This window comes from Falsiruegeria litorea R37, assembly GCF_900172225.1.
Classification (GTDB): Bacteria; Pseudomonadota; Alphaproteobacteria; order Rhodobacterales; family Rhodobacteraceae; genus Falsiruegeria; species Falsiruegeria litorea.
On sequence record NZ_FWFO01000001.1, the window covers coordinates 2,599,138 to 2,625,735 of the forward strand.

23 protein-coding genes are annotated in these 26,598 nt (G+C 60.9%); 13 read left to right on the top strand and 10 right to left on the bottom strand.

Annotated features, from left to right (window positions below):
* Window positions 1–14 precede the first annotated feature (14 nt).
* A complete protein-coding gene (locus TRL7639_RS12625) occupies window positions 15–2,051 on the bottom strand; it encodes a TonB-dependent receptor domain-containing protein (protein ID WP_085795995.1) in 2,037 nt (678 codons plus the stop codon).
* A 235-nt stretch (window positions 2,052–2,286) separates the two neighbouring features.
* Here TRL7639_RS12625 and TRL7639_RS12630 point away from each other — a divergent pair, with 235 nt between their 5' ends.
* Genes TRL7639_RS12630 through TRL7639_RS12645 form a run of 4 tightly spaced genes read left to right on the top strand, consistent with a single transcriptional unit; the run spans window position 2,287 to window position 6,064 of the window.
* The gene (locus TRL7639_RS12630; protein ID WP_085795996.1) at window positions 2,287–3,354 is read left to right on the top strand and encodes a hemin-degrading factor; all 1,068 of its coding nucleotides are present in this window, start codon (window positions 2,287–2,289) and stop codon (window positions 3,352–3,354) included.
* A complete protein-coding gene (locus TRL7639_RS12635) occupies window positions 3,354–4,208 on the top strand; it encodes a heme/hemin ABC transporter substrate-binding protein (RefSeq protein ID WP_085796416.1) in 855 nt (284 codons plus the stop codon). Before TRL7639_RS12630 ends, TRL7639_RS12635 begins: the two co-directional genes overlap by 1 nt.
* Window positions 4,205–5,275, top strand: coding sequence for a FecCD family ABC transporter permease (locus tag TRL7639_RS12640; protein WP_235820316.1), 1,071 nt, complete (start codon window positions 4,205–4,207; stop codon window positions 5,273–5,275). The genes TRL7639_RS12635 and TRL7639_RS12640 overlap by 4 nt, the downstream gene beginning before the upstream one ends.
* A 3-nt stretch (window positions 5,276–5,278) precedes the next feature.
* Window positions 5,279–6,064 (top strand): heme ABC transporter ATP-binding protein, encoded by a 786-nt coding sequence (locus tag TRL7639_RS12645; RefSeq protein ID WP_085795997.1) that lies wholly within the window; start codon window positions 5,279–5,281, stop codon window positions 6,062–6,064.
* Here the strand turns inward: TRL7639_RS12645 and TRL7639_RS12650 are convergent, their stop codons facing one another.
* The 4 genes from TRL7639_RS12650 to TRL7639_RS12665 form a co-directional block, all read right to left on the bottom strand.
* A complete protein-coding gene (locus tag TRL7639_RS12650) occupies window positions 6,065–7,171 on the bottom strand; it encodes a phage tail sheath family protein (protein ID WP_085795998.1) in 1,107 nt (368 codons plus the stop codon). It abuts the gene before it with no gap.
* Window positions 7,172–7,251: 80 nt separating this feature from the next.
* Window positions 7,252–8,655, bottom strand: a complete 1,404-nt coding sequence (locus TRL7639_RS12655; protein WP_085795999.1) for a TRAP transporter large permease — start codon at window positions 8,653–8,655, stop codon at window positions 7,252–7,254.
* Complete coding sequence (locus TRL7639_RS12660) at window positions 8,648–9,283, bottom strand: TRAP transporter small permease subunit (RefSeq protein WP_085796000.1); 636 nt, start codon at window positions 9,281–9,283, stop codon at window positions 8,648–8,650. Before TRL7639_RS12660 ends, TRL7639_RS12655 begins: the two co-directional genes overlap by 8 nt.
* A gap of 75 nt (window positions 9,284–9,358) precedes the next feature.
* On the bottom strand, window positions 9,359–10,375 hold the full coding sequence (locus TRL7639_RS12665) for a C4-dicarboxylate TRAP transporter substrate-binding protein (protein ID WP_085796001.1): 1,017 nt from the start codon (window positions 10,373–10,375) through the stop codon (window positions 9,359–9,361).
* Window positions 10,376–10,853: 478 nt separating this feature from the next.
* Here TRL7639_RS12665 and acs point away from each other — a divergent pair, with 478 nt between their 5' ends.
* The 8 genes from acs to TRL7639_RS12715 all read left to right on the top strand — a co-directional run bounded on the left by acs (window position 10,854) and on the right by TRL7639_RS12715 (window position 21,216).
* The gene (gene acs, locus TRL7639_RS12670; protein ID WP_085796002.1) at window positions 10,854–12,818 is read left to right on the top strand and encodes an acetate--CoA ligase; all 1,965 of its coding nucleotides are present in this window, start codon (window positions 10,854–10,856) and stop codon (window positions 12,816–12,818) included.
* Window positions 12,819–12,828: 10 nt separating this feature from the next.
* The gene (locus TRL7639_RS12675; protein ID WP_085796003.1) at window positions 12,829–13,443 is read left to right on the top strand and encodes an adenylate kinase; all 615 of its coding nucleotides are present in this window, start codon (window positions 12,829–12,831) and stop codon (window positions 13,441–13,443) included.
* 197 nt (window positions 13,444–13,640) lie between these two features.
* Window positions 13,641–13,922, top strand: a complete 282-nt coding sequence (locus TRL7639_RS12680) for a DUF4212 domain-containing protein (protein WP_085796004.1) — start codon at window positions 13,641–13,643, stop codon at window positions 13,920–13,922.
* A gap of 5 nt (window positions 13,923–13,927) precedes the next feature.
* The gene (locus TRL7639_RS12685) at window positions 13,928–15,712 is read left to right on the top strand and encodes a sodium:solute symporter family protein (RefSeq protein ID WP_085796005.1); all 1,785 of its coding nucleotides are present in this window, start codon (window positions 13,928–13,930) and stop codon (window positions 15,710–15,712) included.
* Between the two features lie 113 nt (window positions 15,713–15,825).
* Window positions 15,826–17,649 carry a DUF294 nucleotidyltransferase-like domain-containing protein gene (locus TRL7639_RS12690; RefSeq protein ID WP_085796006.1) on the top strand — a complete coding sequence of 608 codons (1,824 nt, stop codon included), beginning with the start codon at window positions 15,826–15,828 and terminating at the stop codon, window positions 17,647–17,649.
* A 66-nt stretch (window positions 17,650–17,715) separates the two neighbouring features.
* Window positions 17,716–18,234 carry a hypothetical protein gene (locus TRL7639_RS12695; RefSeq protein WP_085796007.1) on the top strand — a complete coding sequence of 173 codons (519 nt, stop codon included), beginning with the start codon at window positions 17,716–17,718 and terminating at the stop codon, window positions 18,232–18,234.
* Window positions 18,234–19,646 carry a 3'-5' exonuclease gene (locus TRL7639_RS12700; RefSeq protein WP_085796008.1) on the top strand — a complete coding sequence of 471 codons (1,413 nt, stop codon included), beginning with the start codon at window positions 18,234–18,236 and terminating at the stop codon, window positions 19,644–19,646. The genes TRL7639_RS12695 and TRL7639_RS12700 overlap by 1 nt, the downstream gene beginning before the upstream one ends.
* 1,069 nt (window positions 19,647–20,715) lie before the next feature.
* On the top strand, window positions 20,716–21,216 hold the full coding sequence (locus TRL7639_RS12715; RefSeq protein ID WP_085796417.1) for a flavin reductase family protein: 501 nt from the start codon (window positions 20,716–20,718) through the stop codon (window positions 21,214–21,216).
* On the opposite strand, the gene TRL7639_RS12720 is transcribed toward TRL7639_RS12715, so the two are convergent.
* The 4 genes from TRL7639_RS12720 to TRL7639_RS12735 are packed head-to-tail and all read right to left on the bottom strand — an operon-like array spanning window position 21,217 to window position 23,649.
* Window positions 21,217–21,693 (bottom strand): DUF6505 family protein, encoded by a 477-nt coding sequence (locus tag TRL7639_RS12720; protein WP_085796011.1) that lies wholly within the window; start codon window positions 21,691–21,693, stop codon window positions 21,217–21,219. It lies immediately after the preceding gene.
* Window positions 21,690–22,394, bottom strand: coding sequence for a biotin/lipoate--protein ligase family protein (locus tag TRL7639_RS12725; protein ID WP_085796012.1), 705 nt, complete (start codon window positions 22,392–22,394; stop codon window positions 21,690–21,692). The genes TRL7639_RS12720 and TRL7639_RS12725 overlap by 4 nt, the downstream gene beginning before the upstream one ends.
* Entirely contained in the window at window positions 22,394–23,455 is a 1,062-nt protein-coding gene (locus TRL7639_RS12730; RefSeq protein WP_085796013.1) for an Mrp/NBP35 family ATP-binding protein, read from the bottom strand. The genes TRL7639_RS12725 and TRL7639_RS12730 overlap by 1 nt, the downstream gene beginning before the upstream one ends.
* Window positions 23,452–23,649, bottom strand: coding sequence for a DUF6494 family protein (locus tag TRL7639_RS12735; protein ID WP_085796014.1), 198 nt, complete (start codon window positions 23,647–23,649; stop codon window positions 23,452–23,454). The genes TRL7639_RS12730 and TRL7639_RS12735 overlap by 4 nt, the downstream gene beginning before the upstream one ends.
* 68 nt (window positions 23,650–23,717) lie before the next feature.
* On the opposite strand from TRL7639_RS12735, the gene TRL7639_RS12740 reads away from it, so the two are divergent.
* Window positions 23,718–24,449 carry a cytochrome c family protein gene (locus TRL7639_RS12740; protein ID WP_085796015.1) on the top strand — a complete coding sequence of 244 codons (732 nt, stop codon included), beginning with the start codon at window positions 23,718–23,720 and terminating at the stop codon, window positions 24,447–24,449.
* Here TRL7639_RS12740 and TRL7639_RS12745 read toward each other — a convergent pair.
* On the bottom strand, window positions 24,443–26,389 hold the full coding sequence (locus TRL7639_RS12745; protein WP_085796016.1) for a 4Fe-4S binding protein: 1,947 nt from the start codon (window positions 26,387–26,389) through the stop codon (window positions 24,443–24,445). The two genes, TRL7639_RS12740 and TRL7639_RS12745, sit on opposite strands and share 7 nt — an antisense overlap.
* Between the last annotated feature and the right edge of the window lie 209 nt (window positions 26,390–26,598).

A 26,598-nucleotide genomic window follows, 5' to 3' on the forward strand; every position in this document is an offset into this window, starting at 1 on the left:
TTTCTCCTCTTTGATCAAAAGGTCTTTGCCAGGGTCAGCTTGAAGTTGCGGCCCGGCGAGTTGCGGGTGGACAAATGCGGCTGGTAGGCTTTGTTAAAGATGTTCTCGACACCTGCGCGCACTTCGAGCCCGGCCAAAGTCCCCTGCTGCACCACATAGGTGGCCCGCAGGTTGTTGATGCCGTAGCCCGGTGTCACCGCTCCCGACGCATCCGTCACCGATTTCGCCGCAATCAATTCCCAGCTCACATCCCAGGTTTGACCAAACCGCTTGCCGACGGTCAGGCGGGCCGAATCCGCGGGCGTGTTGCGCCAGCGGGTCGCCACGCCAGTGGACGAGATCTCTTCGCCGTCCGTCAGGTTGGCGTTGAAGTCGGCATAGAAGCCCGACGCGTGGGCATAAGACGCCTCCAGCTCGACGCCCTGGGTTGTGATCTCGGACAGGGGAGCCGAGGGGCTTCCTGAAACATAAGAGGTCACGTCCCACAGGTTGGTGTCATAGAGATTGATCTTTGCCCGCACGACATCCCCTTGCGAGAACATATCGGTGCGCGTGTAAGACGTCCCAATCTCATAGGTTCGCGCCTTTTCCGGCTGTGTCATGAACAGCGGCGTGCCCAGATCGTCGATGATCGGCAGACTTTCGGTGTAGGCTGCGCTACCAAAGACCGCGATACCGTTCTGGAACTCGTACCGCGCTGACAGGCCGCCCATCACGGCGTCATTGTCATAGCTGGCGTTGGCCGGCGGGGTGGCCGATGCGTTGCCTTCGATATCCTGCGTCTCATACCGCAGCGCCGGGGTCAGGGTGAATTGATCCGTGATCTGCATCTGATTGACCGCAAACAGCGCAAAGCGGCGATCAGTCCCACCCGGAGCAGACGGCGCATCCAGGCGCTCACGGTTGATCACCTCGGCCCCCACGCGCAGGTCATGCGCCACTTCGCCAGTCTGAAAGTACGAAGTGTTCTTGACCGTCAGCTTGGTGGTTTCATAACGGTGATCGGCATCCGCAAGTGCCCGAATGCTGGGGAAGAAGGACGATCCTTCAAGCGACGACGACCCGGTGACATAGCTGCTGTCGATCTTCTGATCCGAGTAGGACAGGTTTACCTGCAGATCGACCAGATCGTTGCCAACGGGGCGGTAGTCATAGCGCAGCACTGCAACCTTGGTTTCGATGTCCCGGTCCACATTGCCGAACGACCCGCCAGTGGTGGCAAAGGTGTCATAGGGCACGTCGCGCTCTTGCGAGCTCGAATTATTGTACGACAGGGTGATCGAATGATCGTCATTGGTGCCGAACGTGTACTTACCCTTGACCAATACCGAAGGCAGCTTGAACGCGCTGTTGGCGATGACGTTGCCGTTGCCATCCTTTTGATCGTCCTGCTGACGGTGGGTGTAGTTCAGCAAGAACTCCCAATTCTCGGACGGTTGCCACGCCAGGATCGAGGATGAGGTGAACCCGTCACCATTGCTGGCGCCCTCAAAGGTCTGGCGAAACTTGAACCCAACCTCGCCGCCGGTGAAATCCGACGCATCCTTGGTTTCCAGTTGCACGACACCACCGACAACGCCCGAGCCGTATTCGAACGACCCCACGGTGCCACGAATGACCGAGACGCTTTTGTAGAGCTGCGGATCAGTGAACAGCTGGTTGCCGATCCGGTAGAGTTCCTCTGCACCCGTCGTAGCCCCATCCACCAGGATCAGAACCTTCTGGTCCGTTCCAAATGTGCCATTGGCGCCGAACCCCCGAATGTTGATGCCGGATCCCTGCGGGGTCGAGCCGTTCACAAGGTTCACACCGGGAACCGAGTCGATCAGTTCCGCGACCGTGCCGGCCTGACGGTCGTCGATCTCGGTCTGGTCAATATTGGTGACGGCGGTGGCGGTGTCCGTCTGAATCTCGCGCTTGCTTTCGCCCAGTTCGATTGTGCCCAGGAATTCGTCGTCCTCAGCGGTTTCCTGTGCGGCGGCCAGTCCGGCTACCAGGCTGAGGCATGAGGCAGAACCGATCAGAACGGCCCTCAGGTTACGTGCACGCATATCTATCCCTTCGATGCATACGAAGACCGAATAGGGCTGGCACGTGCTGGCGTTTGGGTCTGTTTTTGATCTTTTTTGGAATCGCGTTTTCAGCGATCTTGCGTTCGGTATTAAACTTTACTAATTTAGTCAACATTGATCGTTACGATGTGAACGACCCGCCAGCCGCCTTGCCCATTCCGGGCCGTCATCGGCCGCCAGCTGTCCCCACTGCAAAAAGAGAACTGGATATCCCATGACCGAACAGGCGCCCCTTGCCCCTGCCCTGTCCCCCCTCGAGATCCTGGCCGCGCGCCAGGACAACCTGTCCCTGCGCGACCGTGATCTGGCCGACAAACTGGGCATCACCGAAGCCCAATTGGTCGCCGCCCATGTGGGCATCGACGCGACTCGCATTTCGGCCGATCTGGATGACATCTTTCCCCGGTTGCCCGGGTTGGGAAACGTCATGGCCCTGACCCGCAACCGCTCTTGCGTGATCGAAAAGGTTGGACAGTACGAAAACTATCGCTCTGGCCAACATGCCTCGATGGTGCTGACAGCTGACATTGACCTGCGCATGTTCCCCTCTCACTGGGTTTCGGCCTTTGCCGTCGAGCGCACGACCGACCGCACCATCCGTCGCTCGCTTCAGATTTTTGATGCGGCTGGGGATGCGGTCCACAAGATCTTTTTGCGCGATGGCTCGGACCTGTCCCATTGGAACACGATAGTGCGAGAGCTACGGCATGAGGACCAATCGCAAACACTGCAGGTTTCGCGCCGCAAACCGGTCGAAGCGCCAAAAGCCAACCCCGACAAGGCCGATGTCCTGCGGGCTGAATGGGCCAAGATGACGGACACGCATCAATTCATGCGCCTGACGTCCAAGCTCAAGATGAATCGCCTGGGCGCTTACCGCATCGCCGGTGAGCCTCTGGCGCGCCGGATCGAACCCACGGAAGTCGACACAATGCTGGAAGCGGTGCGTGATCAGGGGATCGAAGTCATGGTCTTTGTTGGCAACCAGGGCTGCATCGAAATTCACGGCGGCCCCATCGAGACTTTGAAATCCATGGGCCCCTGGCAGAATGTGCTGGACCCGCATTTTAATCTGCACCTGCGCAGCGATCACATCGCCGAGGTCTGGGCCGTCGCCAAACCCACCCAACGCGGCCCCGCCGTGTCGGTCGAGGCCTTTGACGCCGAGGGCGGTTTGATCTTTCAGGTCTTTGGTCGCCGGAGCGACACTGCGGATCACCGCCCGGCTTGGGGCAAGATCGTCGATGGTCTGCAATCAGCCAAGCAGTCAGAGGTGGCATGATGCGCAATCTTCTGACCACAGCGGCCTTTGTTCTTGCGGCAACCGGTGTCACCGCCGACGAGCTGCCCAGTCGCATCATTTCTATCGGTGGGGCCGTGACCGAGATCGTCTATGCCCTGGAGCAAGAAGATCGCTTGGCGGGCCGCGACCGCACCTCGACTTATCCAGCAGAGGCCACTGAACTGCCCGACATCGGCTATATGCGCGCGCTTGCCCCCGAAGGTGTGCTGTCGGTCTCGCCCGACCTTATCATCTCGGTCGAGGGGTCCGGCCCGCCAGAAACCATCGACGTGCTGCGCAGCGCCAATGTCGAGATGGTGGAAATCCCAGAGCGTTTCACCCGCGACGGGATCGTCACCAAAATCCGCGCTGTTGGGGCTGCTCTGGACCGGGATGCGGCCGCAAACGCGCTGGCCACGCAGGTCGGTCAGGATATCGACAAGGCGCATGCGGCGGCGATCGAAGCCGCCAACGGCAAGCCGCAGCGGGTGCTCTTTGTCCTGTCGACACAGGGCGGCAAGATCACCGCATCGGGCACCGGCACCAGTGCAGATGGGATCATCCGACTTGCCGGTGGCGTCAACGCCGTGACCGAGTTTGAAAACTGGAAGGAGATGTCACCCGAGGCAGTCAGCATCGCGGCCCCTGATGTCATTTTGATGATGGATCGCGGCGGTGACCATGGCGCCGCGACCGAGGAACTGTTGTCGATGCCCGCCATCGCACTTACCCCTGCCGGACAAAACCGCCGGGTGGTGCGCATGAACGGCTTGCACCTGCTGGGCTTTGGCCCACGCACTGCCAGCGCGATCACCGAGCTGTCGCAAGCCCTGCAACAAGGGGCCGAGTCGTGACAGCCTTGACCGAACAGGCCGCACCGATCGAAGTTGACCGGCGTGCGCTTGCGCAACGGATGACCTGGGTGCTGGCCGCGCTCTTGGGGGTGGTGAGCCTGTCCAGCCTCGCGGTCGGCGCCTCCGAGGCGTCGCTCTGGCGGGCGCTTGGCGATCTGACGCAGGGCAACGCTCTGTCCACGCTGGACCGGGTGGTGCTGGTGGACATTCGTCTGCCCCGTCTGATCATGGGCATCATGGTGGGCGCGGCCCTGGCCCTGTCTGGCGTGATGATGCAGGGGCTGTTTCGCAACCCGCTGGCCGATCCCGGCATCGTCGGCGTCAGTGCCGGAGCAGGTCTTGGTGCCATCCTCTCGATCGTTCTGGGCGGTATGCTGCCCGTGGCCGTGCTGACCTGGGCGGGCAGTTGGCTCACCGCCATCGCGGCGTTTCTGGGCAGCTGGATTTCGACCCTGCTCCTTTATCGCGTCTCAACCCGTCGCGGGCAAACCTCGGTCGCAACCATGTTGCTGGCGGGCATCGCGCTTGGGGCGATGACCGGCGCGCTTGGGGGCATCCTGGTCTATTTGGCCGACGATCAACAGCTGCGTGACCTGACCTTTTGGGGCATGGGGTCACTGGCCGCGGCCACTTGGACCAAAATCGCCACCGCCGCGCCGATCATGGCTTTGGCGGCTGTTGCCTCGATCTTTATCGCCCGTGGCCTCAATGGCCTGTCGATGGGCGAGGCCGTGGCCCATCACATCGGCATCAACGTTCAGCGCACCAAGAACGTCGCGATTCTGTCAGTGGCCGCCGCAACCGGAGCTGCGGTCGCCGTCTCAGGCGGCATAGGGTTCATCGGCATCGTGGTGCCCCACCTGTTGCGCCTGTCCACCGGCCCCGATCACCTCCGGCTGCTGCCAAACGCGGCACTGCTTGGCGCAAGCCTGCTGCTTACAGCCGACATGATCAGCCGCGTGATCGTGGCCCCGGCGGAACTGCCGATCGGGATCGTCACCGCCATCCTGGGCGCGCCGGTTTTCCTGTGGATCTTGCTGCGCCGGTTCGGCCAATTGGGAATGTAAGACATGCAAGCCAAAGACATCCGCGTTTCAATCGGACGCAAGGACATCCTGCACGGGGTGAATTTTCGCGCCCAGCCGGGCAAGGTCACGGCAATCATCGGCCCCAACGGGTCAGGCAAATCTAGCCTGCTCAAGGCAATGACTGGCGAGCACGACTATACCGGCGAGATCACCCTCAACGGTCAGGACATCCGCACCATGAGACCTTGGGAGCTGGCCTCGCTGCGTGGGGTTCTGCCCCAGGCGGCAACCGTGGCTTTTCCCTATACCGTGACCGAAATCGTGCGCATGGGGCAAATGGGCGGTTTGGCCGGTGACGACCCCACCCTGCCCGCCCGCGCCCTTGCTCGGGTCGATCTGGCCGGGTTCGGGCCGCGGTTCTATTCTGACCTTTCAGGCGGCGAACAACAACGCGTGCAGCTTGCGCGCGTACTGGCCCAGGTGTGGGATCCGTCAGTCGACGGGCAACCGCGCTGGCTGTTTCTGGATGAACCCGTTGCAAGCCTCGACATCGCGCATCAGTTCACCGTTCTGGATGTGGCGCGCGACTTTGCACTTGCAGGTGGCGGCGTCGTGGTGGTCATGCATGACCTGAACCTGACGGCCATGTTTGCCGACAATGTCACGGTCATGCACCAGGGACGTATTGCAGCCAGTGGGGCGCCCGCTGACACCATCACCCGCGGTCTGCTGCAGGACGTTTATGGCTGTTCAATCGGCGTCAGCCGGGCGCCCGGCAAGGACGTGCCATATCTGTTGCCACAGATGCGCGATACGGGTGTTGCGTGATCACTCGGTCGGTGGATCCGGTTCCGGATCTGCCGTCTGAACCTCAAGCCGCAGGATCGAGAACTCGGCCGGGCGCTGCGTGGCCACTCCGACCTCGCAGATCAGCCGCCCCTGATCCAGATCGCTCTGGGTCATCGTCTCGGGGCCACAGCGGGTGAAAAACGCCTGTTCAGCGGTCTCGCCCACCACGCCCCCGCTCTGCCAGACCAAGGTCAGAAAGGCCTCGACACTGGTGCGCACCTGCATCCAGGTTTCAGTCGAGTTGGGATGGAAAACGGCCCATTGAATGCCCTTTGTCAAAGAGGCCTCTAGCATGTTCATCAAACGCCGCTCGGGCACATAGCGCATGTCGTGCCCCGCAGGCGCCCGCGTGCGCGCGCCCCACATCATGATACCGCGCGCGTCAAAAGATCGGATGGCATTGACGTTGAGGGTATTAAGCCCCTCTTGGTCGTCATTGCTCAAGCTCTGAGTCAGCCCCACGACCCCATCCATGGGAAAGTTGACCGGAGCCGCCCAAACCCCGCGCTGCTCATCCATGCGCGCATAGATGCCGCAGACATGGCCCGATGGCGGCAAAGCCTCGTCCCGGCCCGGCACCTGCAACCACGGCACATAGAGCGCCGCCTGCCCCGATGGTGCCAACGGCTCGGTCGCAAAGACAGTGGCATTATCTACTTGCTCGGGCCCGTCCAGCACCGCAAACCGCTGCCCATGCTGCTCGCAATGGGCAATCAGCGCGGTATGGCTGGCCACATCGACAAAGCCAGGTGCGGCCAACAGGTTGATTTCTAGCTGATCGTCCAACAAACCGAGATACATCCCGTCGACCTCGGTCACATCCGCGTCGAGCCCCAGCACCCAAAGATCCTTGCCCCCGTTCTGGAAAAACCCCTCGATCGCTCGCTTAAGGCGGCAATCCGGCCAATCCATGTACCGCACCCGCGTCAGGCCATTCTCCAGCACCCGGATCGGTGTCTTGATCGCAAGGCCCACGTCCGGCAAATGCCCGACAAAGGCAGACACCGAGGTTCTGCACGGGGCAATTGGTAGCGAACTGTCGGAGATTTCTTCGACGAATACGCCGGGGCTTGAATACTCGGGCATAAAAAACACTCGGTAAATTGGAAATCTAAATGCATCCTAAGCGGGAATGCCCATAGCGGGCAATCCCGTTGTTTTTTTGTCTATTGCGCCAGTGATGGCAGGTAGAGAACGATTGCCGGGAAGGCCACCAACAGCGCAATGGTGATGGCATCCGCCACAAAAAACGGCATTACACCGCGGAACACGTCCTGCACGCTCAGGTCCGGGCGCACGCCCGCCACGACAAAGCAGTTCAGGCCGATGGGCGGCGTGATCAGGCAGAACTCGGCCATCTTGACCACCAGGATCCCGAACCAGATCGCGCACATCGTGCCAGACATGCCAAAGGCGCTGTCGGCGGCAGCAACGCTTTCACCGCCGTTCAGGGCCATCACCGCCGGATAGACAACGGGCAGCGTCAGCAGCAGCATGCCAATGGCGTCCATGAACATCCCCAGCACCGCATAGGCCAGAAGGATGCAGATCAGGATCAGCATGGGCGACATTTCCAGCGCGGTGATCCAGTCGGAAAAGGCCCCTGGCAGATCAGCAAAGCCAAGGAAACGCACATAGATCAGCACGCCCCAAATGATGGTGAAGATCATCACCGTCAACTTGGCGGTTTCCAAGAGCGCCGATTTGAACTCGGCCCATTTCATGCCTTGAAGCACGGCCATGCAGAACACGACAAAGGCGCCCAAAGCCCCGCCCTCGGTCGGCGTACCCCAAGCGTCGCCGCCAAAGGGGTTGTAGACAAAGCAGATGATGATCACGACGACAAAGACGATGGGCAACGCGCCCGGCAGCGAGGCAAAGCGTTCGCGCCAGGTGAAGCCGGTCACAGGCGGGCCCACGGTCTTGAAAATCACGGCGATGCCCACGATCAGCAGGCCATAGATGATGGCCGAGAACGCGCCAGGAATGAAGCCTGCAAGGAGCAGCTTGCCCACATCCTGTTCCACGATAATGGCATAGATAACCAGAATTGCCGACGGCGGGATCAATGAGGCCAGCGTGCCCCCTGCTGCCACAACACCCGCCGCAAAGCGTTTGTTGTATCCAATCGCCAACATCTCGGGGATGGCGATGCGAGCAAAGACGGCGGAGGTGGCAACCGAGGCCCCCGACACAGCTGCGAACCCTGCGGTCGCAAAGACCGTGGAAACGGCCAACCCACCGGGCAACCAGGCAATCCAGCGTTTGGCGGCCTCGAACAGCGCCTTGGTCAGGCCCGCGTAGTAAGCCAGATAACCGATCAGGATAAAGGTCGGGATCAGGCTCAGCGCCTGGCTCGACACTTTGGAATGGGGCACCTGCCCTGCGATCTTGACCGAGACGGTCAGCGCCTTGCCGAACTTGTCGGGCGCATAGCCGAACTTGGCCCAGAAGATCCAGATCAGCCCCACCAGACCGGCCATACCCGCGGCAAAGGCCACACGCATGCCCAGAACGACCATCAGCAGCAAGCCACCGGTGACCCAAAGACCGATATCAATGCTATCCATTATCGTGCCCCTCAAGCTGCTCGGCCTCGGCAGCAGCTTGGGCCGCCACATCCTGGATCAGGGGCACTGCGACGGGGCTTTCCAACCCCAAGACCAGCGCGCGACCATAGCCCCAGATCTGCAACATCAACCGTAGACACAGCACCGCGAACGCCACCGGGGCCAGCAATTTGGCGGGCCAGATCGGGATGCCAATGTCGATAGAGCTGTCGCGGCTCCACAGTGGCGCGTTGAAGTCGAAGGCGCGCAGGAAATGCTCCCAGCTGCCCCAGACCAGCGCCATCATCAACAGCAGGATCAAAGTCACGGACAACAGTTCAAAAAACCACAGCGCCCGCCCCGAAAGTTTGCTGACCACCAGATCCATACGGATGTGGCCACCGTCACGCTGCACATAAGCGATCCCCATGAAGGCGATCAGGGGCATCGCCTGTTCGATCCAATCCACATAACCCGGCAACGGGGCGTTGAATGCGTTACGTCCCCCTACCGACACCACTGCCAGCACCATCAAGCTGAAAACAGCCAACCCGCTGAGCAATGCCAGAAACCGCTCGATCGTCAAAAGCGACCGATCCAACCTGCTGAGCAGGCTGAGATCCTCTAATACCGAGGCTTGTCCTGCCATGGCAGAACTCCTTTTTGTCGGTGGGGAGTATTTCAGGAAAAAGGCCGGGCGTATCTGCCGCCCGGCCCGAGTGCTTTAGTTGCCGCCGCGCTGCGCTTTCAGCGTGCTCATGACCAGGTCATAGAGATCCTGCGCAGGCAGGCCCTGAGCTGTCATGTCAGCAATCCACTTTTCGCGGATCGGATCAGCCGCCGCCTTGCGGAAAGCATCCAGCTCGCTTTCAGCCAATTCGACCTTGGTCACGTTCTTTTCGGCCAGGACGCTGTCCCACTTTTCAAGCAGGGCGCCATAGTTGGCCAGATAGTGACCGATGGCCTCGTCAATCGAGCTGTCGAGTGCTTCGCGGTGCTCGGGGCTCAGCGCCTCATAGGCGTCGATGTTCACCACCACCGGGCAATTCACGGTGCCGGGGTTCAGGTTTGCAGTCCACCAGTCGGCGCGGTTGATGGTGCCAAAGGCCAGATGCGCATGCTGGGCAAAGGCCACGGTGTCTACAACGCCCGATTCCATTGCGTTATAAGCTTCGGTCGCGGTTACCGAGGTCGGAACACCGCCAACAGCCGAAAACGCCTGACCGATGCCACCGGTTGCCCGGACGCGCATGTCCTTAAACTCGGCCAGTTCATCACGCGGCTCGCCGGTGCCAACCAGATTGTACTGCGGCATGGGCGACGTCATGAGGATACGCGCGTTCCACTGCGCCATCTCTTCCTGCACCGCGGGGTGGTCATAGACTGCGTGGCTGACCGCCACCTCTTCTTCCAGCGTGTTCACGCCCAGGAACGGCAGTTCCAGCACGGTGATCGCGCGGTTCTTGTCGCGGTGATAACCGGCGCAGAACTGCGCCATCTCAAATGCACCAATGGAAATCCCGTCCAGGTTCTCCTTGTTCTTGGATAGGCCACCATAGCTGATGTTCAGCGTGAACTCGCCACCGGTCTTTTCGTCAACCAGTTCGGCCAGTTTCTCTACATGTTCGGTAAAGGCACGGCGCTTGCCCCAGAGCGACACATTCCATTCGGTCGCCATGGCTTCGGACACAAAAGCAAAGCTGGCAGCAGCGGCCACTGCACCCGTCAACATCTTGTTCATAAAAGTCTCTCCCTTTCATGCGCCCCCTCGTCGGAGGGCGCTTGGGGGTAAAGCTAGCGCCAACACGGCGACCTGCCAAGTCCTGAACCCCACGGGCGCCACCCCGAGTCGTTTCAAGATGCACACGCAGCATTTTTGCGCCCAGGCAGGTCTGGCCGAAACAAAATGTCACACCGGAATCGGGGGAAAGTGACCCCACGTCCGATGCCTTGCGACTGGCAGCTGTCGAATTTGGGAAAAACGCGTTGACATGGAAACACTTGAAAAATTGAGATTTTCGCTTCCAGAGGCACTATAACTTTACAAATTCAGCGAAGCTACATGAAACAGATTTACAAGCAAATCGTTACATTACGGTAAGTTATTCCAATATTTTCAACTCTGACTATTATTTACGCAGGGATGGAACCAGATCGACAAAACCTGCACTTCGGGTGAAAACGGTCTTTGAACAGTAAAGTCGAGGGAGGAGCCTCATATGACAACCGCAGCCCAGACCGAATCTCCGGTCTTTCCCCCATCTGCAGATACCGTTGCTCGCGCCCATGTGGACGCCGCGAAATATGATGAGATGTATGCTGCCTCGATCGCCGACCCCGAAGGGTTTTGGGCTGAGCAAGGCAAGCGCGTCGACTGGATCAAGCCGTTTTCCCAGGTCAAGGACGTCAATTACAACTTTGGCGAAGTCTCGATCAACTGGTTTGCGGATGGCGCTTTGAACGTTTCGGCCAACTGTATCGACCGTCATCTGGACACCCGCGGCGATCAGACCGCGATCATCTGGGAACCCGATGAGCCGACCGATCCGGCCAAACACATCACCTATAAAGAGCTGCACCGCGACGTGTGCCGCATGGCCAATGTTCTTGAAGAACTGGGCGTGCGCAAAGGCGACCGGGTTGTCATCTACCTCCCGATGATCCCCGAAGCCGCCTATGCCATGCTGGCCTGTGCCCGTATCGGTGCGATCCATTCCATCGTTTTTGCTGGTTTCTCCCCCGACGCACTGGCCGCGCGTGTCAACGGCTGCGACGCCAAGGTTGTCATCACCGCGGACGAGGCCCCGCGCGGTGGCCGCAAGACGCCGCTGAAATCCAACGCCGACGCCGCCCTGTTGCACTGCAAGGACAGTGTGAAATGCCTGGTGGTCAAGCGCACCGGTGGTCAGACCACCTGGATCGACGGCCGCGATTTCGACTACAACGAGATGGCCTTGGAAGCGTCGGATTACTGCGCCCCGGCCGAGATGAACGCCGAAGATCCGCTGTTCATCCTCTACACCTCTGGTTCGACCGGTCAGCCCAAGGGCGTGGTGCACACCACCGGCGGTTATCTGGTCTATGCCGCGATGACACATGAGGTCACGTTTGATTACCACGATGGCGACATCTACTGGTGCACCGCTGACGTGGGCTGGGTCACGGGCCACAGCTATATCGTCTATGGCCCGCTGGCCAACGGCGCGACCACGCTGATGTTCGAGGGTGTCCCGACATATCCCGACGCCAGCCGCTTTTGGCAGGTGTGTGAAAAGCACAAGGTGAACCAATTTTACACCGCCCCCACCGCCCTGCGCGCGCTGATGGGTCAGGGCAACGAATGGGTCGAGAAATGCGACCTGAGCGATCTGCGGACGCTCGGCACCGTGGGTGAGCCGATCAACCCCGAGGCTTGGAACTGGTACAACGAGGTGGTTGGCGGCGGTCGTTGCCCGATCGTTGACACCTGGTGGCAGACCGAAACCGGCGGTCACTTGATGACCCCGCTGCCCGGCGCCCACGCGATGAAGCCCGGCTCGGCGATGAAGCCCTTCTTTGGCATTGAGCCGGTGGTGCTGGACCCGCAGTCGGGTGTCGAAATCAGCGGCAACGACGTCGAGGGCGTGCTGTGCATCAAGGACAGCTGGCCCGGTCAGATGCGCACCGTCTGGGGCGATCACGAACGGTTCCAGAAGACGTATTTCGCCGATTACAAAGGCTACTACTTCACTGGCGACGGCTGTAAGCGCGACGCCGATGGCGATTACTGGATCACCGGCCGCGTCGATGACGTGATCAACGTTTCGGGTCACCGGATGGGCACTGCCGAGGTCGAAAGCGCACTGGTGGCACATGCCGCCGTGGCCGAGGCCGCCGTTGTAGGCTACCCGCACGACATCAAGGGGCAAGGCATCTATTGCTACGTCACCCTGATGAACGACCGCGAACCGTCGGATGAGCTGCTGAAAGAGCTGCGGACCTGGGTCCGCACCGAGATTGGCCCGATTGCGTCGCCTGACGTGATCCAGTGGGCCCCTGGCCTGCCAAAAACCCGCTCGGGCAAGATCATGCGTCGTATCCTGCGCAAGATCGCAGAGAACGACTTTGGTGCGCTTGGTGATACGTCGACCCTGGCCGATCCGTCGGTCGTGGACGATCTGATCGCCAACCGTGCAGGCGCGTGAGGGTAAGTTGATGACAACCGATACCCTAACGCGAACTGCCAATGTCATCCTTCTCGGCCCCCCCGGGGTCGGCAAGGGCACGCAGGCGCAGATTCTGGTGGAAAAGCTCGGTATGGTGCAGCTGAGCACCGGCGACATGCTGCGCGAGGCCAAGGACAGCGGCTCGGAAATGGGCAAGCGCGTGGCCGAGGTCATGGCGCGCGGTGATCTGGTGACAGACGAAATCGTCATCGGCCTCATTGAAGAAAAGCTGACGGGATCCGATGCCGCCGGTTTCATCTTTGACGGCTTCCCCCGCACACTGGCCCAGGCCGACGCGCTAGAGGCGCTGATGAAGAAAACCGGCCAGAGCCTGGACGCGGTGATCGAACTGCAGGTGGACGATGAAATCCTTGTTGATCGCATCGTGGGCCGCGCCGAACAGGCGCGTGCCGCAGGTCAACCCGTGCGCGCCGATGACAACGCCGAAAGCCTGAAAATCCGGCTGATGGAATACTACAAGAAGACCTCGCCGCTGATCGGATACTACCACGCCAAAGGCGCGTTGCAGTCCGTGAACGGCATGGGCGACATCGACGAGATCGCCCAAGGTTTGAACGAGATTGTTGCGTCAGCGATGACGTAACCGGACCCCAAGGCCCCCCGCTCCCCCCTATCCCTTAAGGGGGCCTTGGGTTTCCAAAACCAGCAAGACCCGATGGACCCGCCCTGGCGGACCAGAGGAGGCATGCCCGCGTTTCAAATTCGAGCGCGGGCAAACAGAGAAGATTTGTCCGCTCCGCAATCGGGCAGATCAGGAGGAAACCAAGGAGGACCGCGCTCATGGCGGATCAAACAACAACCTCCGCACAGACTGCTGAAAGCGACAAGGGCTATTGGCAGGCCAACGTGCGGATCATCCTCGTCAGCCTGGTAATCTGGGCTGTCGTATCGTTCGGGTTCGGCATCCTGCTGCGCCCCATGCTCTCAGGCATCAGCGTCGGTGGCACCGATCTTGGCTTCTGGTTCGCCCAGCAAGGCTCGATCCTGGTGTTCCTGGCCCTGATCTTTTTCTACGCCTGGCGCATGAACAAACTCGACAAAGAATTTGGCGTTGAGGAATAAGGCAGATGGATCAGTTTACCATTAACCTGCTGTTTGTGGGCGCCTCTTTCGCGCTTTACATCGGCATCGCGATCTGGGCCCGCGCCGGGTCCACATCAGAGTTCTACGCCGCCGGTCGCGGCGTTCACCCGGTCACCAACGGTATGGCGACAGCAGCTGACTGGATGTCGGCGGCCTCGTTCATTTCGATGGCGGGCCTGATTGCCTTTACCGGCTACGACAACTCCTCGTTCCTGATGGGTTGGACCGGCGGCTACGTGCTGCTGGCGCTTCTGCTTGCACCGTATCTGCGCAAGTTCGGCAAGTTCACCGTGTCGGAATTCATCGGCGACCGTTTCTACAGCCAGACCGCCCGCATCGTGGCCGTGATCTGTCTGATCGTTGCATCGACCACCTATGTTATCGGTCAGATGACCGGCGTGGGCGTGGCCTTTGGTCGTTTCCTTGAGGTTTCGAACACTGCTGGTCTGCTGATCGGCGCCTGTGTGGTCTTTGCCTACGCCGTGTTCGGCGGCATGAAGGGTGTGACTTACACTCAGGTGGCCCAGTACTGCGTTCTGATCACCGCCTACACCATCCCGGCGATCTTCATCTCGCTGCAGCTGACCGGCAACCCGATCCCGGCCCTGGGCCTGTTCGGCGATCACGCTGCTTCGGGTGAGCCGCTGCTGGCGAAACTGGACGCGGTGGTGACCGAGCTTGGGTTCAAGGAATACACCGCCCACCACGCCGATACGTTCAACATGGTGCTCTTCACCCTGTCGCTGATGATCGGTACTGCGGGTCTGCCCCACGTGATCATGCGCTTCTTTACCGTGCCGCGCGTTGCTGACGCCCGTTGGTCGGCTGGCTGGACCCTGGTGTTCATTGCCCTGCTGTATCTGACCGCGCCTGCGGTGGGTGCCATGGCACGCCTGAACATCACCGACATGATGTGGCCGAATGGGACGAACGCCGAGGCTGTCACCGTCGAGCAGATCGAAAGCGATCCGCGCTATGACTGGATGGCGACCTGGCAGAAAACCGGTCTGCTGGATTGGGAAGACAAGAACGGCGACGGCAAGATTCAGTACTACAACGACAAATCTGAATCGATGCAAGCCAAAGCGGCCGAAAACGGCTGGGAAGGCAACGAGCTGACCAAGTTCAACCGTGACATCCTGGTTCTGGCCAACCCCGAGATTGCAAACCTGCCGGGTTGGGTGATCGGTCTGGTCGCGGCTGGTGGCCTTGCGGCTGCTCTGTCCACCGCTGCGGGCCTGTTGCTGGCGATCTCGTCGGCTGTGTCCCACGACCTGATCAAAGGTGCGATCAACCCGCAGATCAGCGAAAAGAACGAGCTGCTGTCGGCCCGTGTCGCCATGGCCGTGGCCATCGCGGTGGCAACCTATCTGGGTCTGAACCCCCCGGGCTTTGCCGCGCAAACGGTTGCTCTGGCCTTTGGTTTGGCTGCTGCCTCGATCTTCCCGGCGTTGATGATGGGGATCTTCTCGACCCGCGTTAACAACACCGGCGCCGTGGCTGGCATGCTGGCCGGTCTGATCGTCACACTGGTTTACATCTTCCTGCACAAGGGCTGGCTGTTCATTCCCGGCACCAACTCCTTCACCGATGCGGACCCGCTGTTGGGCACCGTCAAGTCGACCTCGTTCGGCGCAATTGGTGCAGCAGTGAACTTTGCGGTCGCCTATGTCGTCTCCGGCATGACCAAAGAGACCCCGCAGGAGATCAAAGACCTGGTCGAAAGCGTCCGCATTCCCCGTGGCGCAGGCGCAGCTCAGGATCACTGATATGTGCCGCAGACCCTGTTCCCTCCCGATTGGGGTCTGCTTCAACTGACCATGGTCCCGCCCGGCGTTTTACCGGGCGGGGCTTTTTTCCTTTTATCGCAGGCTGATGTCCCATGCCCCTGACACATGCGCAGATCACCCGTTTCCTGAAATCCGTGCACCCTTATGATGCGCTGCCAGTGACCGAGCTCGACACCATCGCGCCGCAGTTGGACGTGTGGGAAGTCGAGCGCGACTTTGCCGTTTACGACCACGGGGAGGCCCTGCCTGGCCTCTTCATCGTCTACGAAGGCCAAATCGAGGTGACCGACGAGAACGGCGTCGCGGTTTCGCATTTGGGCCTGCGCAATTCCTTTGGCGAGCGCGGCCTGCTGCGCGATGGCAAGGCCGTCACCAGCGCCCGCGCCGATGCCCATTCCGTGCTGCTCGTGCTGCCGCCTGCGCTCTTTTCCGATCTGATCGCCCGGCATGAGGTGGTCGCAAAATTCTTCAACCGCGCCCGTGCGCCCCGCCCCCAACAAGAGACGCTGGCGACCAGCTCTGTCGACACGCTGATGGCCCATGATCCGACCACCTGCTCGCCGGACGACACCGTCCAGGCCGCCGCACAGCTGATGCGAGAGCGGCGGATTTCCTCGCTCTGCGTCACGCAAGATGGCGCGCTGCGCGGTATCCTGACCACCCGCGATCTGTCGGGCAAAGTGGTGGCACAGGCCCTGCCCGCAACGACGCCGGTGGCCCAGATCATGACCGCTGATCCCCTGACACTCTCGCCCTCGGCCATCGGATCAGATGTGCTGCACGCGATGATGGAGCATCACATCGGCCATATTCCGATCACCCAAGGGGATCGCGTTGTGGGGATCGTCACCCAGACCGACCTGACCCGCTATCAGGCGGTGAGCTCTGCCGAGCTGGTCAGCCAGATCGCCAAGGCAACCACGGCGGAAGAGATGGCCAAGGTCACCGCCGAGATCTCGCAACTGCTGGTGCAGCTGGTGGCAGGTGGCAACCGGCACGAGGTGGTGACGCGGCTGATCACCGACATTGCCGACACCGCCACCCGCCGCCTGCTGGCCTTGGCCGAGGCCAAGCTTGGCCCCGCCCCCGTCCCCTACCTGTGGCTGGCCTGCGGATCGCAGGGGCGGCAGGAGCAGACGGGCGTGAGCGATCAGGACAATTGCCTGATGCTGGACGATGCGGTGACGGACGCCGACATGGCCTATTTCGCAGAGCTGGCGAAGTTCGTCAGCGATGGCCTTGATACCTGCGGCTATTTCTACTGCCCCGGCGACATGATGGCCACGAACCCGCGTTGGTGTCAGCCGGTGCGGGTGTGGCGCGAGTATTTCGAGGGCTGGATCGCCAAACCCAACCCCGAGGCGCAGATGCTGGCGAGTGTGATGTTCGACCTGCGGCCAATCGGGGGCAGCTTTGATCTGTTCGCCGATCTACAGGAAGAGACACTGAAAGCGGCGAGTTCAAACTCGATTTTTGTCGCTCACATGATCTCGAACTCTTTGAAGCACACTCCGCCCCTGGGCCTGCTGCGCGGGTTTGCCACCATCCGCTCGGGCGAGCATCGCAACACATTGGATCTGAAACACAACGGCGTGGTGCCGGTGGTCGATCTGGGGCGTATCTATGCGTTGCAGGGACAGTTGACGGTGGCAGGCACCCGCGCGCGGCTGCACGCGGCGCAAGAAACTGGCGTGCTCAGCCCGTCAGGTGCGCGTGACTTGCTGGACGCCTATGACCTGATCGCCGAGACACGGCTGGAGCATCAGGTGGCGCGGATCAAAGCGGGGCTGGCCCCCGACAACTATCTTGCCCCCACCGATTTGTCGGACTTTGAGCGAAGTCATCTGCGCGACGCCTTTGTCGTGGTAAAGACGATGCAATCGGCGGTGGGGCATGGCAAGGGCATGCTGGGCTGAGAGTGCGGGACGCCTTCGGCGACCGTGTTTTGAACGAGAAGAAGACCAAGGGTTGGAGATAGAGGCATGTTTCTGGAGTTGATCGCAACCGTGTTTGCCGGGCTCGCTGCTGCGGGTGTCATGATGTTGGTCGCACGTTGGGTGCCTGGCCTGCCCCGATGGCTGACGCCGGTGGTTGCAGGGGCCGCAATGATAGCCGTCACGATCGCCAGCGAATATGGCTGGTATGAGCGCACGCGGGCCTCTCTGCCTGCCGAATTCATGGTCATTGAGACGGTTGAAAACCGGGCCATGTATCGCCCCTGGACCTATGTCGTGCCGTTCGTCGACCGCTTTGCCGCTGTCGACACGGCCTCGATCCAGACGCACAGCACGCGGCCCGACCAGCGCTTGGCCGAGCTGTATTTCATGGGCCGGTGGGCACCTGTGTCGAAACTGCCGGTGGCCGTCGATTGCTCCGGATCACGTCGCGCCAATCTGGCCGATGGGGTGGAATTTGACGCCGATGGAAACGTCAACGGCGCGTCCTGGATTTCGGTGTCCCCGGACGACAGTGTTGTTGCGGCGGTCTGCGGGGTGTCGTGATGCTTGCCAATCTGAGCCTGCGCCTGCGGATCTTTCTCTTTTTCTGCCTGATTGCCGTTGGCGGCGTGACGGTTGTGCTTGTCTCGCTCTATCTGGGCCTGCAACGCAGCGTCGACGCCGGAGCGGCTGGCGGGTTCACCTTTGCCGCAATCCTGGCGAGCTTTGGCCTGTTGGCCTTGAGCGCGGGCATCTGGCTGCTATTTGACGAAAACGTCGCCAAGCCCATTGAAAAAGTGGCCGCGCTCATGCGGGTGCGCGCCCATTCGGATGCCGAGACGGACATCGATCCCGAGTTGGCCCGCTATCTTGGCGATCTGGCACCGGCTGCTGCCGGTCTTGCGGATCGTGCTGGCAACGCGGCGCAGGATCTGGCCGCAAACCTTGCTGATCATACGGCGCAACTGGCGGCGGAACGGGATCAGCTGACCGCGCTGCTGACGGACATCCCCGTGGCAATGACCGTGCTGAGCGCCGACCTGAACATCGTGCTTTATGACGGGCAATCGGCGGACCTGTTGGCACGGATCGCACCGCCGCGACTGAATGCGCCCCTGACCGACTATTTTGAACCAGAGGCCCTGGACCAGGCGCGCGCGCAGGTAAACCGTACCGGATTGCCGGTTGGGTGTGTCCTGACCAGCCGCCATGGCGGGTTGAGCTGCCCGGCCCTGATGCGTCCCTTGGACGGTGCGCCGGGGTACCTGCTGTCCTTTGAAGCATCCGAACCCCAACTCTCTACCGAGCAGCCCCGCCCGCTGGTCTATGACTTCAACCTTTTGGAAACCGCAGGCCAGGCCCGGACCGAGGACACGCCCCTGTCGGAACTGACCTTTGCTGTGTTTGACACCGAAACAACCGGGCTGTTGCCGCACAAGGATGACATCGTGCAAATCGGGGCCTTGCGGATGGTGCGCGGCAAGATTGTCGAGGGCGAGACCTTTGACACACTAGTGGACCCCAAACGCCCGATCCCGGCCACCTCGAGCGAGGTGCATGGCATCACGGATGCGATGGTTGCCGGTGCGCCGGATGTGATTAAAGCGGCGCGCGGGTTCCACGGCTTTGCCAGCGGGGCGGTTCTGGTCGCCCACAATGCGCCCTTTGACCTTGCCTTTCTCCGCAGGCAGGCCGAGGCATGTGAGGTGGCATGGGATCACCCGGTACTGGATACGGTGCTCTTGTCAGCCGTGCTCTTTGGCGCCAGCGAGACCCACACGCTGGACGCGATCTGTGATCGGCTGGGCATCGTGATCGAAGATCGCGACCGGCACACGGCCCTAGGGGACGCCCGCGCCACGGCACAGGTGCTGGCCTGCATGATCCCCATGCTCGAGGCGCGCGGGGTCCGCACCTTTGGTGAAGTTGTGACTGAGACCAAAAAACATGGTCGCCTGCTGCAGGACTTGAACTAAAGCGTGTTGGAGAATCTGAGTAGCCTGGATCGGTCAACCTTAGCACGATCATTCCTGCCAGCCGCCACTTAATGCAACGGCGTGAACCCGCGCAGGATTTCGCCACGCGCTGGATACCTGTCCTCAATGCAAAGGTAGTGTATTCGTCCAGCCGTTTCCCAATCAACGACCCTTGTTTCCTGTCCCTCAGTGCAAGCGCGTCGCGCCAAACCAAATTCGGGAAGCCAATGAAATAGTGAAATCCAGCTCTCTGTCATTGCGTATTCCATCAAGGCAGGGTTCGAACGCGGCGCGGCGTAACAATCCAATTGCTCCACGCCTTCAAGCCTTTGGATCATTGCGCATCGGTGCGCTCGATTGGCAAGAAACCCCTTAAGTCGCCTGGGATCAGTGATATCAAGTCCCCAGAACCCGATCACCTCCAAATCCTTGGCGGACACTCCCTCGGACTGATCCTTGGACATCTTCACAACGCGAAGCCTGTTGCTGTCGGCTTCCAATGTGAGCATCACTGACACCACTGGAGCTTTCGCAGCCACTGGCGGCCCTGCTTCGACATCACCGAAAAGAGATGCCTCGCTCTCGGAATGTGCCATTTGCGCCGCCAAGACCGAGGCAGCGACAACCACAATCAGGGGTTTGCTCGCTTTCACTCTGGCGCTCCGAAAAGCCGGGTTTCTTCTTATGACCATGCGCCTCACGCCCCCAGAAGACAAAACAGATCCGTACACGACACCCTAAAGACCGCCATTTAAGGAAGGCAAGAAGCCGAATGTCGCGAATTGGCGCCATTTCGATGATCCGTGCGACAGATGTCTTGCAAAGAACCATCAGAATGACCCTTTCTGTCTTTTGGCACCCCTCTGGGGTAAGCTCATGGGTGATTGCGGTCTGTTTGCGACGCACCATCTGGAGCAGTCGCGTGAACCTGCACAGACAGCACCACATTGCGGGTTTCACCAAGGCAAAGACGTTGTAATTCCGCGCCTGGAACAGCAACACGCGGAAAAACGTGGACAAGACGCCCGCCCCATGGCACGTGGGCCAAGACCATCAGGACAGGCGCGCGATGACCGAAACCCATTTCACCCCCGGCCCCGACACCACCCTTGCCTTTCGCGAGGCGCTTGGCTGTTTCGGCACCGGCGTGACCGTTGTGACCACCATGACGCCGCAAGGGCCGATGGCGATCACGGTCAACTCGTTTGCCTCAGTTTCGCTGGATCCGGCCTTGGTGCTGTGGTGCCCGGCCAAAACCTCGACCCGCTATACCGAGTTCATGGCCGCCGAGCATTACGTCATCCATGTCATGGCCGAGGATCAGCATAGCGTTGCCAAGGGTTTTGCCATGGACGGCACCGATTTCTCGGTCGCTGATTGGACCCCCAGCGGGACAGGCACACCGCTGCTGAGCGGCTGCCTGGCACGGTTCGAATGCGCCCAATCGGCCGTGCATGATGCGGGCGATCATTCGATCATCGTGGGTCAGGTGCATGCAGCGATGCATCGTCCCGGTCGCGGATTGATCTTCAAACGCGGGCAATACGGGGACTTCGCGCCGCGTGGCTAACTAGTTGTCGGTGACATGCACTGCCAACAGGTCCAGTTCGGCCTCTTGCGGTTCGATCACGCGATAGGCCTCACGCACGCCACCCTCAGCCAACTCTCGCGCCACAGTCAGCAATGTGTTGGCGTCATGTTCGTCGCACAGATCCACCATCTGATCGATCTCTTCTTGCGCCACTGACAGGGCCGCCTCAACCGACGGCGCGCCGTAAAGATCCACGAAATGCTGTGCCAGCGCCTGCTCTGCGGCCTCGCGTTCCCCCGGTTCGATCTGGGTCACGGCCACAAATGTCACCCGGCCAAAGGTTTCCAGGCCCAGCCAGCCGTTCGAAAACGCCTGTCTTGATTTTCCTTCCAGATCGTTCTCGGACCAGTTTGAAAATTCAAAGCCCCCGGAGATGCACAGCTCGCCGGTGCGGGCTGGCGAGTGAAACACGTTCCTGTCGCTGTCGTCGAAATGGATGGCGCGGGCCAGTTTCATGTCTCATCCTCCAACAGCGTGCTCAGTGGGATCAGCGTGGTTGCATCACCTTCTCGCACCAGCATTCCGAAATCTTCGTCCACACCCAGGAACGTGCCATCATGCCCGGCGCGCGAAACAGGCTCGCCCACACCCTGCACCAGCCCCATCCATTCGCCATGGAGCGGCGCATTGCCCTCGGCGTCCCAGCGGTTGATCCAGACCAACGTGTGCCGCGCCCAGCTTTCCAGCAAGGCCAGCGGTTCCACCTCGGCGCAGCCCTCATCATAGAGCGCGGTGATATCAGGATTTGCGCCGGGATCCTCCCCGGTTTGCAAAATGGTGATGTCGATCCCGACGACCAGCCAATCCGGCACCTGATCTGGCGCTTGGGTCGAGACCGCAACTCGCAACCGCCCACAGCGCGCACCGTTGACACGGATCACGCCATCCCAGCCCAGATGCACCGCAACCTCGGGCGGGGCAAGCGCGCCAAGGGCGTTCTGGAACCCCACAGCGCAAAGCGGCAGCATCACCATCGCCTGCTCCAATGCCACTTCAGGCGCAAAGACCAGTGCCGCGCGCAGCCGGTCGGCCTGCACCGAATGCACGACGGTACCGCCATCACAGCCCAGCGCCGCAAGCGCTTGGGCCTTGTCAAAAGGGTCCTCTCCGCCACTTGCGGGGTGTCCCTGTATCAGTGGCGGAAAGGAAGGGGTCATCAGGCCTGCCCCTTGGCGATCATGTCACGGGCAATGGCGCGGAACGCCTCGGCCTGTGGGCTGTCGGGTTTGGCGACCACGATGGGCGCGCCGCTGTCAGCCGCCATACGGACATCCAAATGCAACGGGATTTCCCCAATCAGTGGCACACCCAGCTTTTCAGCCTCGGCCGCGACGCCGCCATGACCAAAGATGTGTTCCTCGTGCCCGCAGTTCGAACAGATGTGCGTAGACATGTTTTCGATCATGCCCAATATCGGCGTCTGGGTCTGGCGGAACATGTCGATGCCCTTGCGCGCATCGATCAGGGCAACGTCTTGCGGGGTCGAGACTACAATGGCCCCGTCCAAAGCGAACTTTTGTGTCAGCGTCAGCTGCACGTCACCGGTGCCGGGCGGCAGGTCAACGATCAGCACATCCAAAGCGCCCCACTGCACCTGGTTCATCATCTGCTGCAACGCGCCCATCAGCATCGGGCCGCGCCAGACAACCGCCTGCCCTTCGTTGGTCATCAACCCCATGGACATCATAGTGACGCCATGGTTGCGCAGTGGAAGGATGGTCTTGCCATCGGGGCTGGCGGGACGACCCGAGACGCCCAGCATGCGCGGTTGCGATGGTCCATAGACGTCAGCGTCGAGCAACCCCACCCGGCGGCCTTCGGCAGCCAAAGCGCAGGCCAGGTTGGCCGAGACGGTGGATTTGCCCACGCCGCCCTTGCCGCTGGCAATGGCCACGATGCGATCAACACCCGCAACCGGCGCCGGGCCGGTTTCCGAAGGTTTGGGTTTGGGTTTCAGATCCGGCGGTGCCTTTTCCGAATGCGCGGTCAGCATCGCCGTGACCTTGTTGACGCCATCCACCATCTGCGCCGCCTGCTCGGCGGCAGCGCGCACCGGCTCCATCCGCTCTGCCAGCTTTGGGTCCACCTCGATGACAAAACGCACGGTGTCGCCCTCGACGTTCAGCGCGCGCATGACGCCCGCGCTCACGATGTCCTGCCCACTAACCGGATCAGTGATCTTCTTCAGGTTCGCCAGAACCGCATCGCGCAGGCTCATGCGTCGCCATCCTTGATCTGGCCGGTCACCACATGCTCGACCTCAAGCCCGTCGATGGTCAGCACCACCTTGGCCTCAAAGCTGCCACCATCCGGCGCGCCCGCCTTGCGCAGCCCCTCTTCGATGGCCTGCTGGCTGGTCACGCCAACCTGTTTCAGGAACTTGCGCATGGACATGTTGTAATCGCCGCTCATCGCATGGGTCTCCGTTCATTCATTTCCTGTATTTGACGCATCATACCCGCCCGACTTAGGCTTGCACCATGCGCTTTGCCCTTTTGTGCCTGAGCATTGTCCTGACCGCCAGCCCCTCTTGGAGCCAAGAGGCGCTTGGACTGACTGCGCCGGACAAAGTGGCACGATCTGGTTTGCTGAAACATATCCTTCCGCGCTTCTCTCTCAAGACCGGAGTGCGCGTTCAGGTGGCAGAAACGGACGTAGTGCTGGAAATCACGGACAGCGCACCCGGGGATCCGGTGTTTCAATTCGAAGAGGTCACTTATTACCTGCGTGCGACGGACGACCCCAAACCGCAGCGGTTCCGCGACTGGATGCTGTCGGACATCGGCAAGCGGACCATCGAAAGCTTTCAGATCGACGGGGCCAATCCCTTTACCGCCAATTTCGAAGTTGTCGAGGTTGAAGAGGCCCACGATTTTGATGGCGACGCGGCCCTTGGCGCCGATCTGGCGCTAACCCATTGCGGGCGCTGCCATGTGGTGGGTCCGCGCAACCGGATGAGCGGGCTTGGCTCGACGCCATCCTTTGCAGTGTTGCGCGCCTTCCCGGACTGGTCGGACCGGTTTCAGCAGTTCTATGTCCTCAAACCCCACGGCGCGTTCACCCAAGTGGCGGATGTCACCGAACCCTTCAGCCCCGAGCGCCCGCCGCCCATCGTGCCGGTGGAGATCACGCTTGATGATCTGGACGCAATCCTGGCGTTTGTGGCCGCTGTGCCTGCGGCCGATCTGGGGGCACCGCTGCAATTTCAGTGATCCTTGCGCTTGCTGAAGTAGTCCTCGGTCCGCACGACACGCGGTTTAGGAGCAGCCTGGAACGGATTGTCTTTGCTATGAAACTGCGCCTCGACCCGGCAGTCGTCACACATCTGCATCACCCGCGCCTGATCTGATGTGGCAAACATCGGATTGACGCCCACCAGCTTGTCCATCACCCGCTCGATGGTGGATTTCACCCCAAAGAGCGCACCGCATTCGACGCAAGCAAATGGCTCTTCCTCATTCAGCACCCGCTGGCCGAGGGCACCGTCGCTCAGGTCAAGCTGCGGCACCAATGTGATCGCCTGCTCGGGACAGATCGTCTGACACATGCCGCATTGCAGACAGGCGTCCTCTTGGAAGTTCAGCTGCGGCATATCCGGGTTATCTATCAGAGCACCAGACGGGCACAGCGACACACAGCTCAGGCACAGCGTACAACTGTCGGTGTTCACCTCAATCGCCCCATAAGGCGCACCTTCAGGCAACGGCAGCGTCGACCCGCCCGGGTTCAGCGCCTGCGCCGCGAGCCGCGCAATCTGACGCCGGTTGCCCATGGGCAACACCGGATCAGCCAGCGGATCCGGCACGTCGGCCCCATAGAGCATATCGGACAATGCATCAGGGTCGGTCACATCGATCAGACCCAGCTTGCCCGTACCCCCGATCGCCTCGGCCAGACCCAATTCGCGATCCAGAGCATCGCGTTCGGTGGTTGGGGCCAGCAACACTTGAACCTGCGCAAACCCATGGGCCAGACCGGCCAGCATCTCGGCATGGCCGAACCCGGAAATCACCTGCAATTCCATTGGGATAACATCCGCAGGCAATCCACGTCCAAAGCGCGCAGCCATCCGGATCATTTCGGCCCCATGCGCGTCGTGCACCAAAAGGCGTGGCGCGAAACCTCCGGCCTTGCGATAGCTCCGCGCCAACATCTGCATTCGTGCCAGAACAAAACTGACGGCCGGATCCTGATAGGTGATCGCGGTCGACGGACACAGCGCTGCGCATGCCCCACATCCAGCGCAAACCATCGGGTCAATTGCCACATGATCCCCAGCAGGCGTGATCGCCCCGGTCGGGCATATGTCCAGACAGTTCGAACATCCCACCTGCTCGGCACGGGAATGGGCGCAAAGCGTTTCCTCAACCTGCACATAGAGCGGCTTTTCAAAGGTGCCAGTCATCTGCACCGCCTCAAACGCCAGATCGGCCACCGCCACCGGATCACGCGGATCGGCACGCAAATACCCCTCGCGCTTCTCTGGCGCGGGTACAAAGGGCACCCCACCGGTCAAGTCGATCACAATGTCACAGGCCGAGCGCGCGCCATCCCTTGAGTCGGACCAAAGCTGCGCCCCACGCCCCATAGGTTCCAGCACCCGAAAGCGGTCTATCCGAACCTCGAAGCCGCCCAACGCCCCGCGCACCTGACGAACCTGCCCTCGGATCACATCAAACCCGTGGGATGGCATCACTTCGGCCTCATCCGTTATCAAAGCGGTTACAGCAAGGACAGACCCCAGCTTTGAAGCCAACGGTTCAACAACCTCACCTGGTCCAACAACGAAACACACACCTTCGCTGATCACATCCACGGCCGGTGTTTCCGGGGTCGGCAACAACGCTTCGGCGGCCAGCGCCGCCATCTTGGGTCCAGCGTCCCCCTCGCCCCATCCAGCCCGGTCCCGCAGATCGACAAACCCGGGCAGGTCGACCTCCATGTCCTCGGCCAAGGCTTCAAACGTTGCACGCTCTTGCTGGCAGGCGATCAGCACGTCTCCCTCGCGCAACGCTGCCTCGGCGGCCGACAGTTCAGTGGTGCACAGAGCAGTGTGAACCTTGCTGCAACTCAGCCCGCACCCTGCCTCGATCGCCGACACATCCAGATGTTGCGATCCGGCACAGTCGCATAAAATCAATGACTTGACCATATTCTCCCTTCGGGCTGCCCTGGGCGGCCCGCTTCTCTCCTGACGACAACCTAGGCGCAGGACGGTCGCTGGGTAAACCCCGTGGCAAATCTGTATCACGTTTTTGCGCTTCGCCTTTCCCTGCACGCAACACGCCCTAGATCGTGGCGTTAGGCGATACAGCAATCCGCCATTGCTCCAAAAAATGTAACAACTAAATGAACAGTTTG

Excerpts from the sequence above, each read along its gene's own strand:
- TRL7639_RS12675 (WP_085796003.1), top strand. The coding sequence starts at position 12,829 with ATGACAACCGATACCCTAACGCGAACTGCCAATGTCATCCTTCTCGGC.
- TRL7639_RS12635 (WP_085796416.1), top strand. The coding sequence starts at position 3,354 with ATGCGCAATCTTCTGACCACAGCGGCCTTTGTTCTTGCGGCAACCGGT.
- TRL7639_RS12735 (WP_085796014.1), bottom strand. The coding sequence starts at position 23,649 with ATGAGCGGCGATTACAACATGTCCATGCGCAAGTTCCTGAAACAGGTT.
- TRL7639_RS12665 (WP_085796001.1), bottom strand. The coding sequence starts at position 10,375 with ATGAACAAGATGTTGACGGGTGCAGTGGCCGCTGCTGCCAGCTTTGCT.
- TRL7639_RS12650 (WP_085795998.1), bottom strand. The coding sequence starts at position 7,171 with ATGCCCGAGTATTCAAGCCCCGGCGTATTCGTCGAAGAAATCTCCGAC.
- TRL7639_RS12655 (WP_085795999.1), bottom strand. The coding sequence starts at position 8,655 with ATGGATAGCATTGATATCGGTCTTTGGGTCACCGGTGGCTTGCTGCTG.
- TRL7639_RS12725 (WP_085796012.1), bottom strand. The coding sequence starts at position 22,394 with ATGACCCCTTCCTTTCCGCCACTGATACAGGGACACCCCGCAAGTGGC.
- TRL7639_RS12720 (WP_085796011.1), bottom strand. The coding sequence starts at position 21,693 with ATGAAACTGGCCCGCGCCATCCATTTCGACGACAGCGACAGGAACGTG.
- TRL7639_RS12730 (WP_085796013.1), bottom strand. The coding sequence starts at position 23,455 with ATGAGCCTGCGCGATGCGGTTCTGGCGAACCTGAAGAAGATCACTGAT.
- TRL7639_RS12695 (WP_085796007.1), top strand. The coding sequence starts at position 17,716 with ATGTTTCTGGAGTTGATCGCAACCGTGTTTGCCGGGCTCGCTGCTGCG.
- TRL7639_RS12685 (WP_085796005.1), top strand. The coding sequence starts at position 13,928 with ATGGATCAGTTTACCATTAACCTGCTGTTTGTGGGCGCCTCTTTCGCG.
- acs (WP_085796002.1), top strand. The coding sequence starts at position 10,854 with ATGACAACCGCAGCCCAGACCGAATCTCCGGTCTTTCCCCCATCTGCA.
- TRL7639_RS12740 (WP_085796015.1), top strand. The coding sequence starts at position 23,718 with ATGCGCTTTGCCCTTTTGTGCCTGAGCATTGTCCTGACCGCCAGCCCC.
- TRL7639_RS12690 (WP_085796006.1), top strand. The coding sequence starts at position 15,826 with ATGCCCCTGACACATGCGCAGATCACCCGTTTCCTGAAATCCGTGCAC.
- TRL7639_RS12680 (WP_085796004.1), top strand. The coding sequence starts at position 13,641 with ATGGCGGATCAAACAACAACCTCCGCACAGACTGCTGAAAGCGACAAG.
- TRL7639_RS12625 (WP_085795995.1), bottom strand. The coding sequence starts at position 2,051 with ATGCGTGCACGTAACCTGAGGGCCGTTCTGATCGGTTCTGCCTCATGC.
- TRL7639_RS12715 (WP_085796417.1), top strand. The coding sequence starts at position 20,716 with ATGACCGAAACCCATTTCACCCCCGGCCCCGACACCACCCTTGCCTTT.
- TRL7639_RS12630 (WP_085795996.1), top strand. The coding sequence starts at position 2,287 with ATGACCGAACAGGCGCCCCTTGCCCCTGCCCTGTCCCCCCTCGAGATC.
- TRL7639_RS12660 (WP_085796000.1), bottom strand. The coding sequence starts at position 9,283 with ATGGCAGGACAAGCCTCGGTATTAGAGGATCTCAGCCTGCTCAGCAGG.
- TRL7639_RS12700 (WP_085796008.1), top strand. The coding sequence starts at position 18,234 with ATGCTTGCCAATCTGAGCCTGCGCCTGCGGATCTTTCTCTTTTTCTGC.
- TRL7639_RS12645 (WP_085795997.1), top strand. The coding sequence starts at position 5,279 with ATGCAAGCCAAAGACATCCGCGTTTCAATCGGACGCAAGGACATCCTG.
- TRL7639_RS12745 (WP_085796016.1), bottom strand. The coding sequence starts at position 26,389 with ATGGTCAAGTCATTGATTTTATGCGACTGTGCCGGATCGCAACATCTG.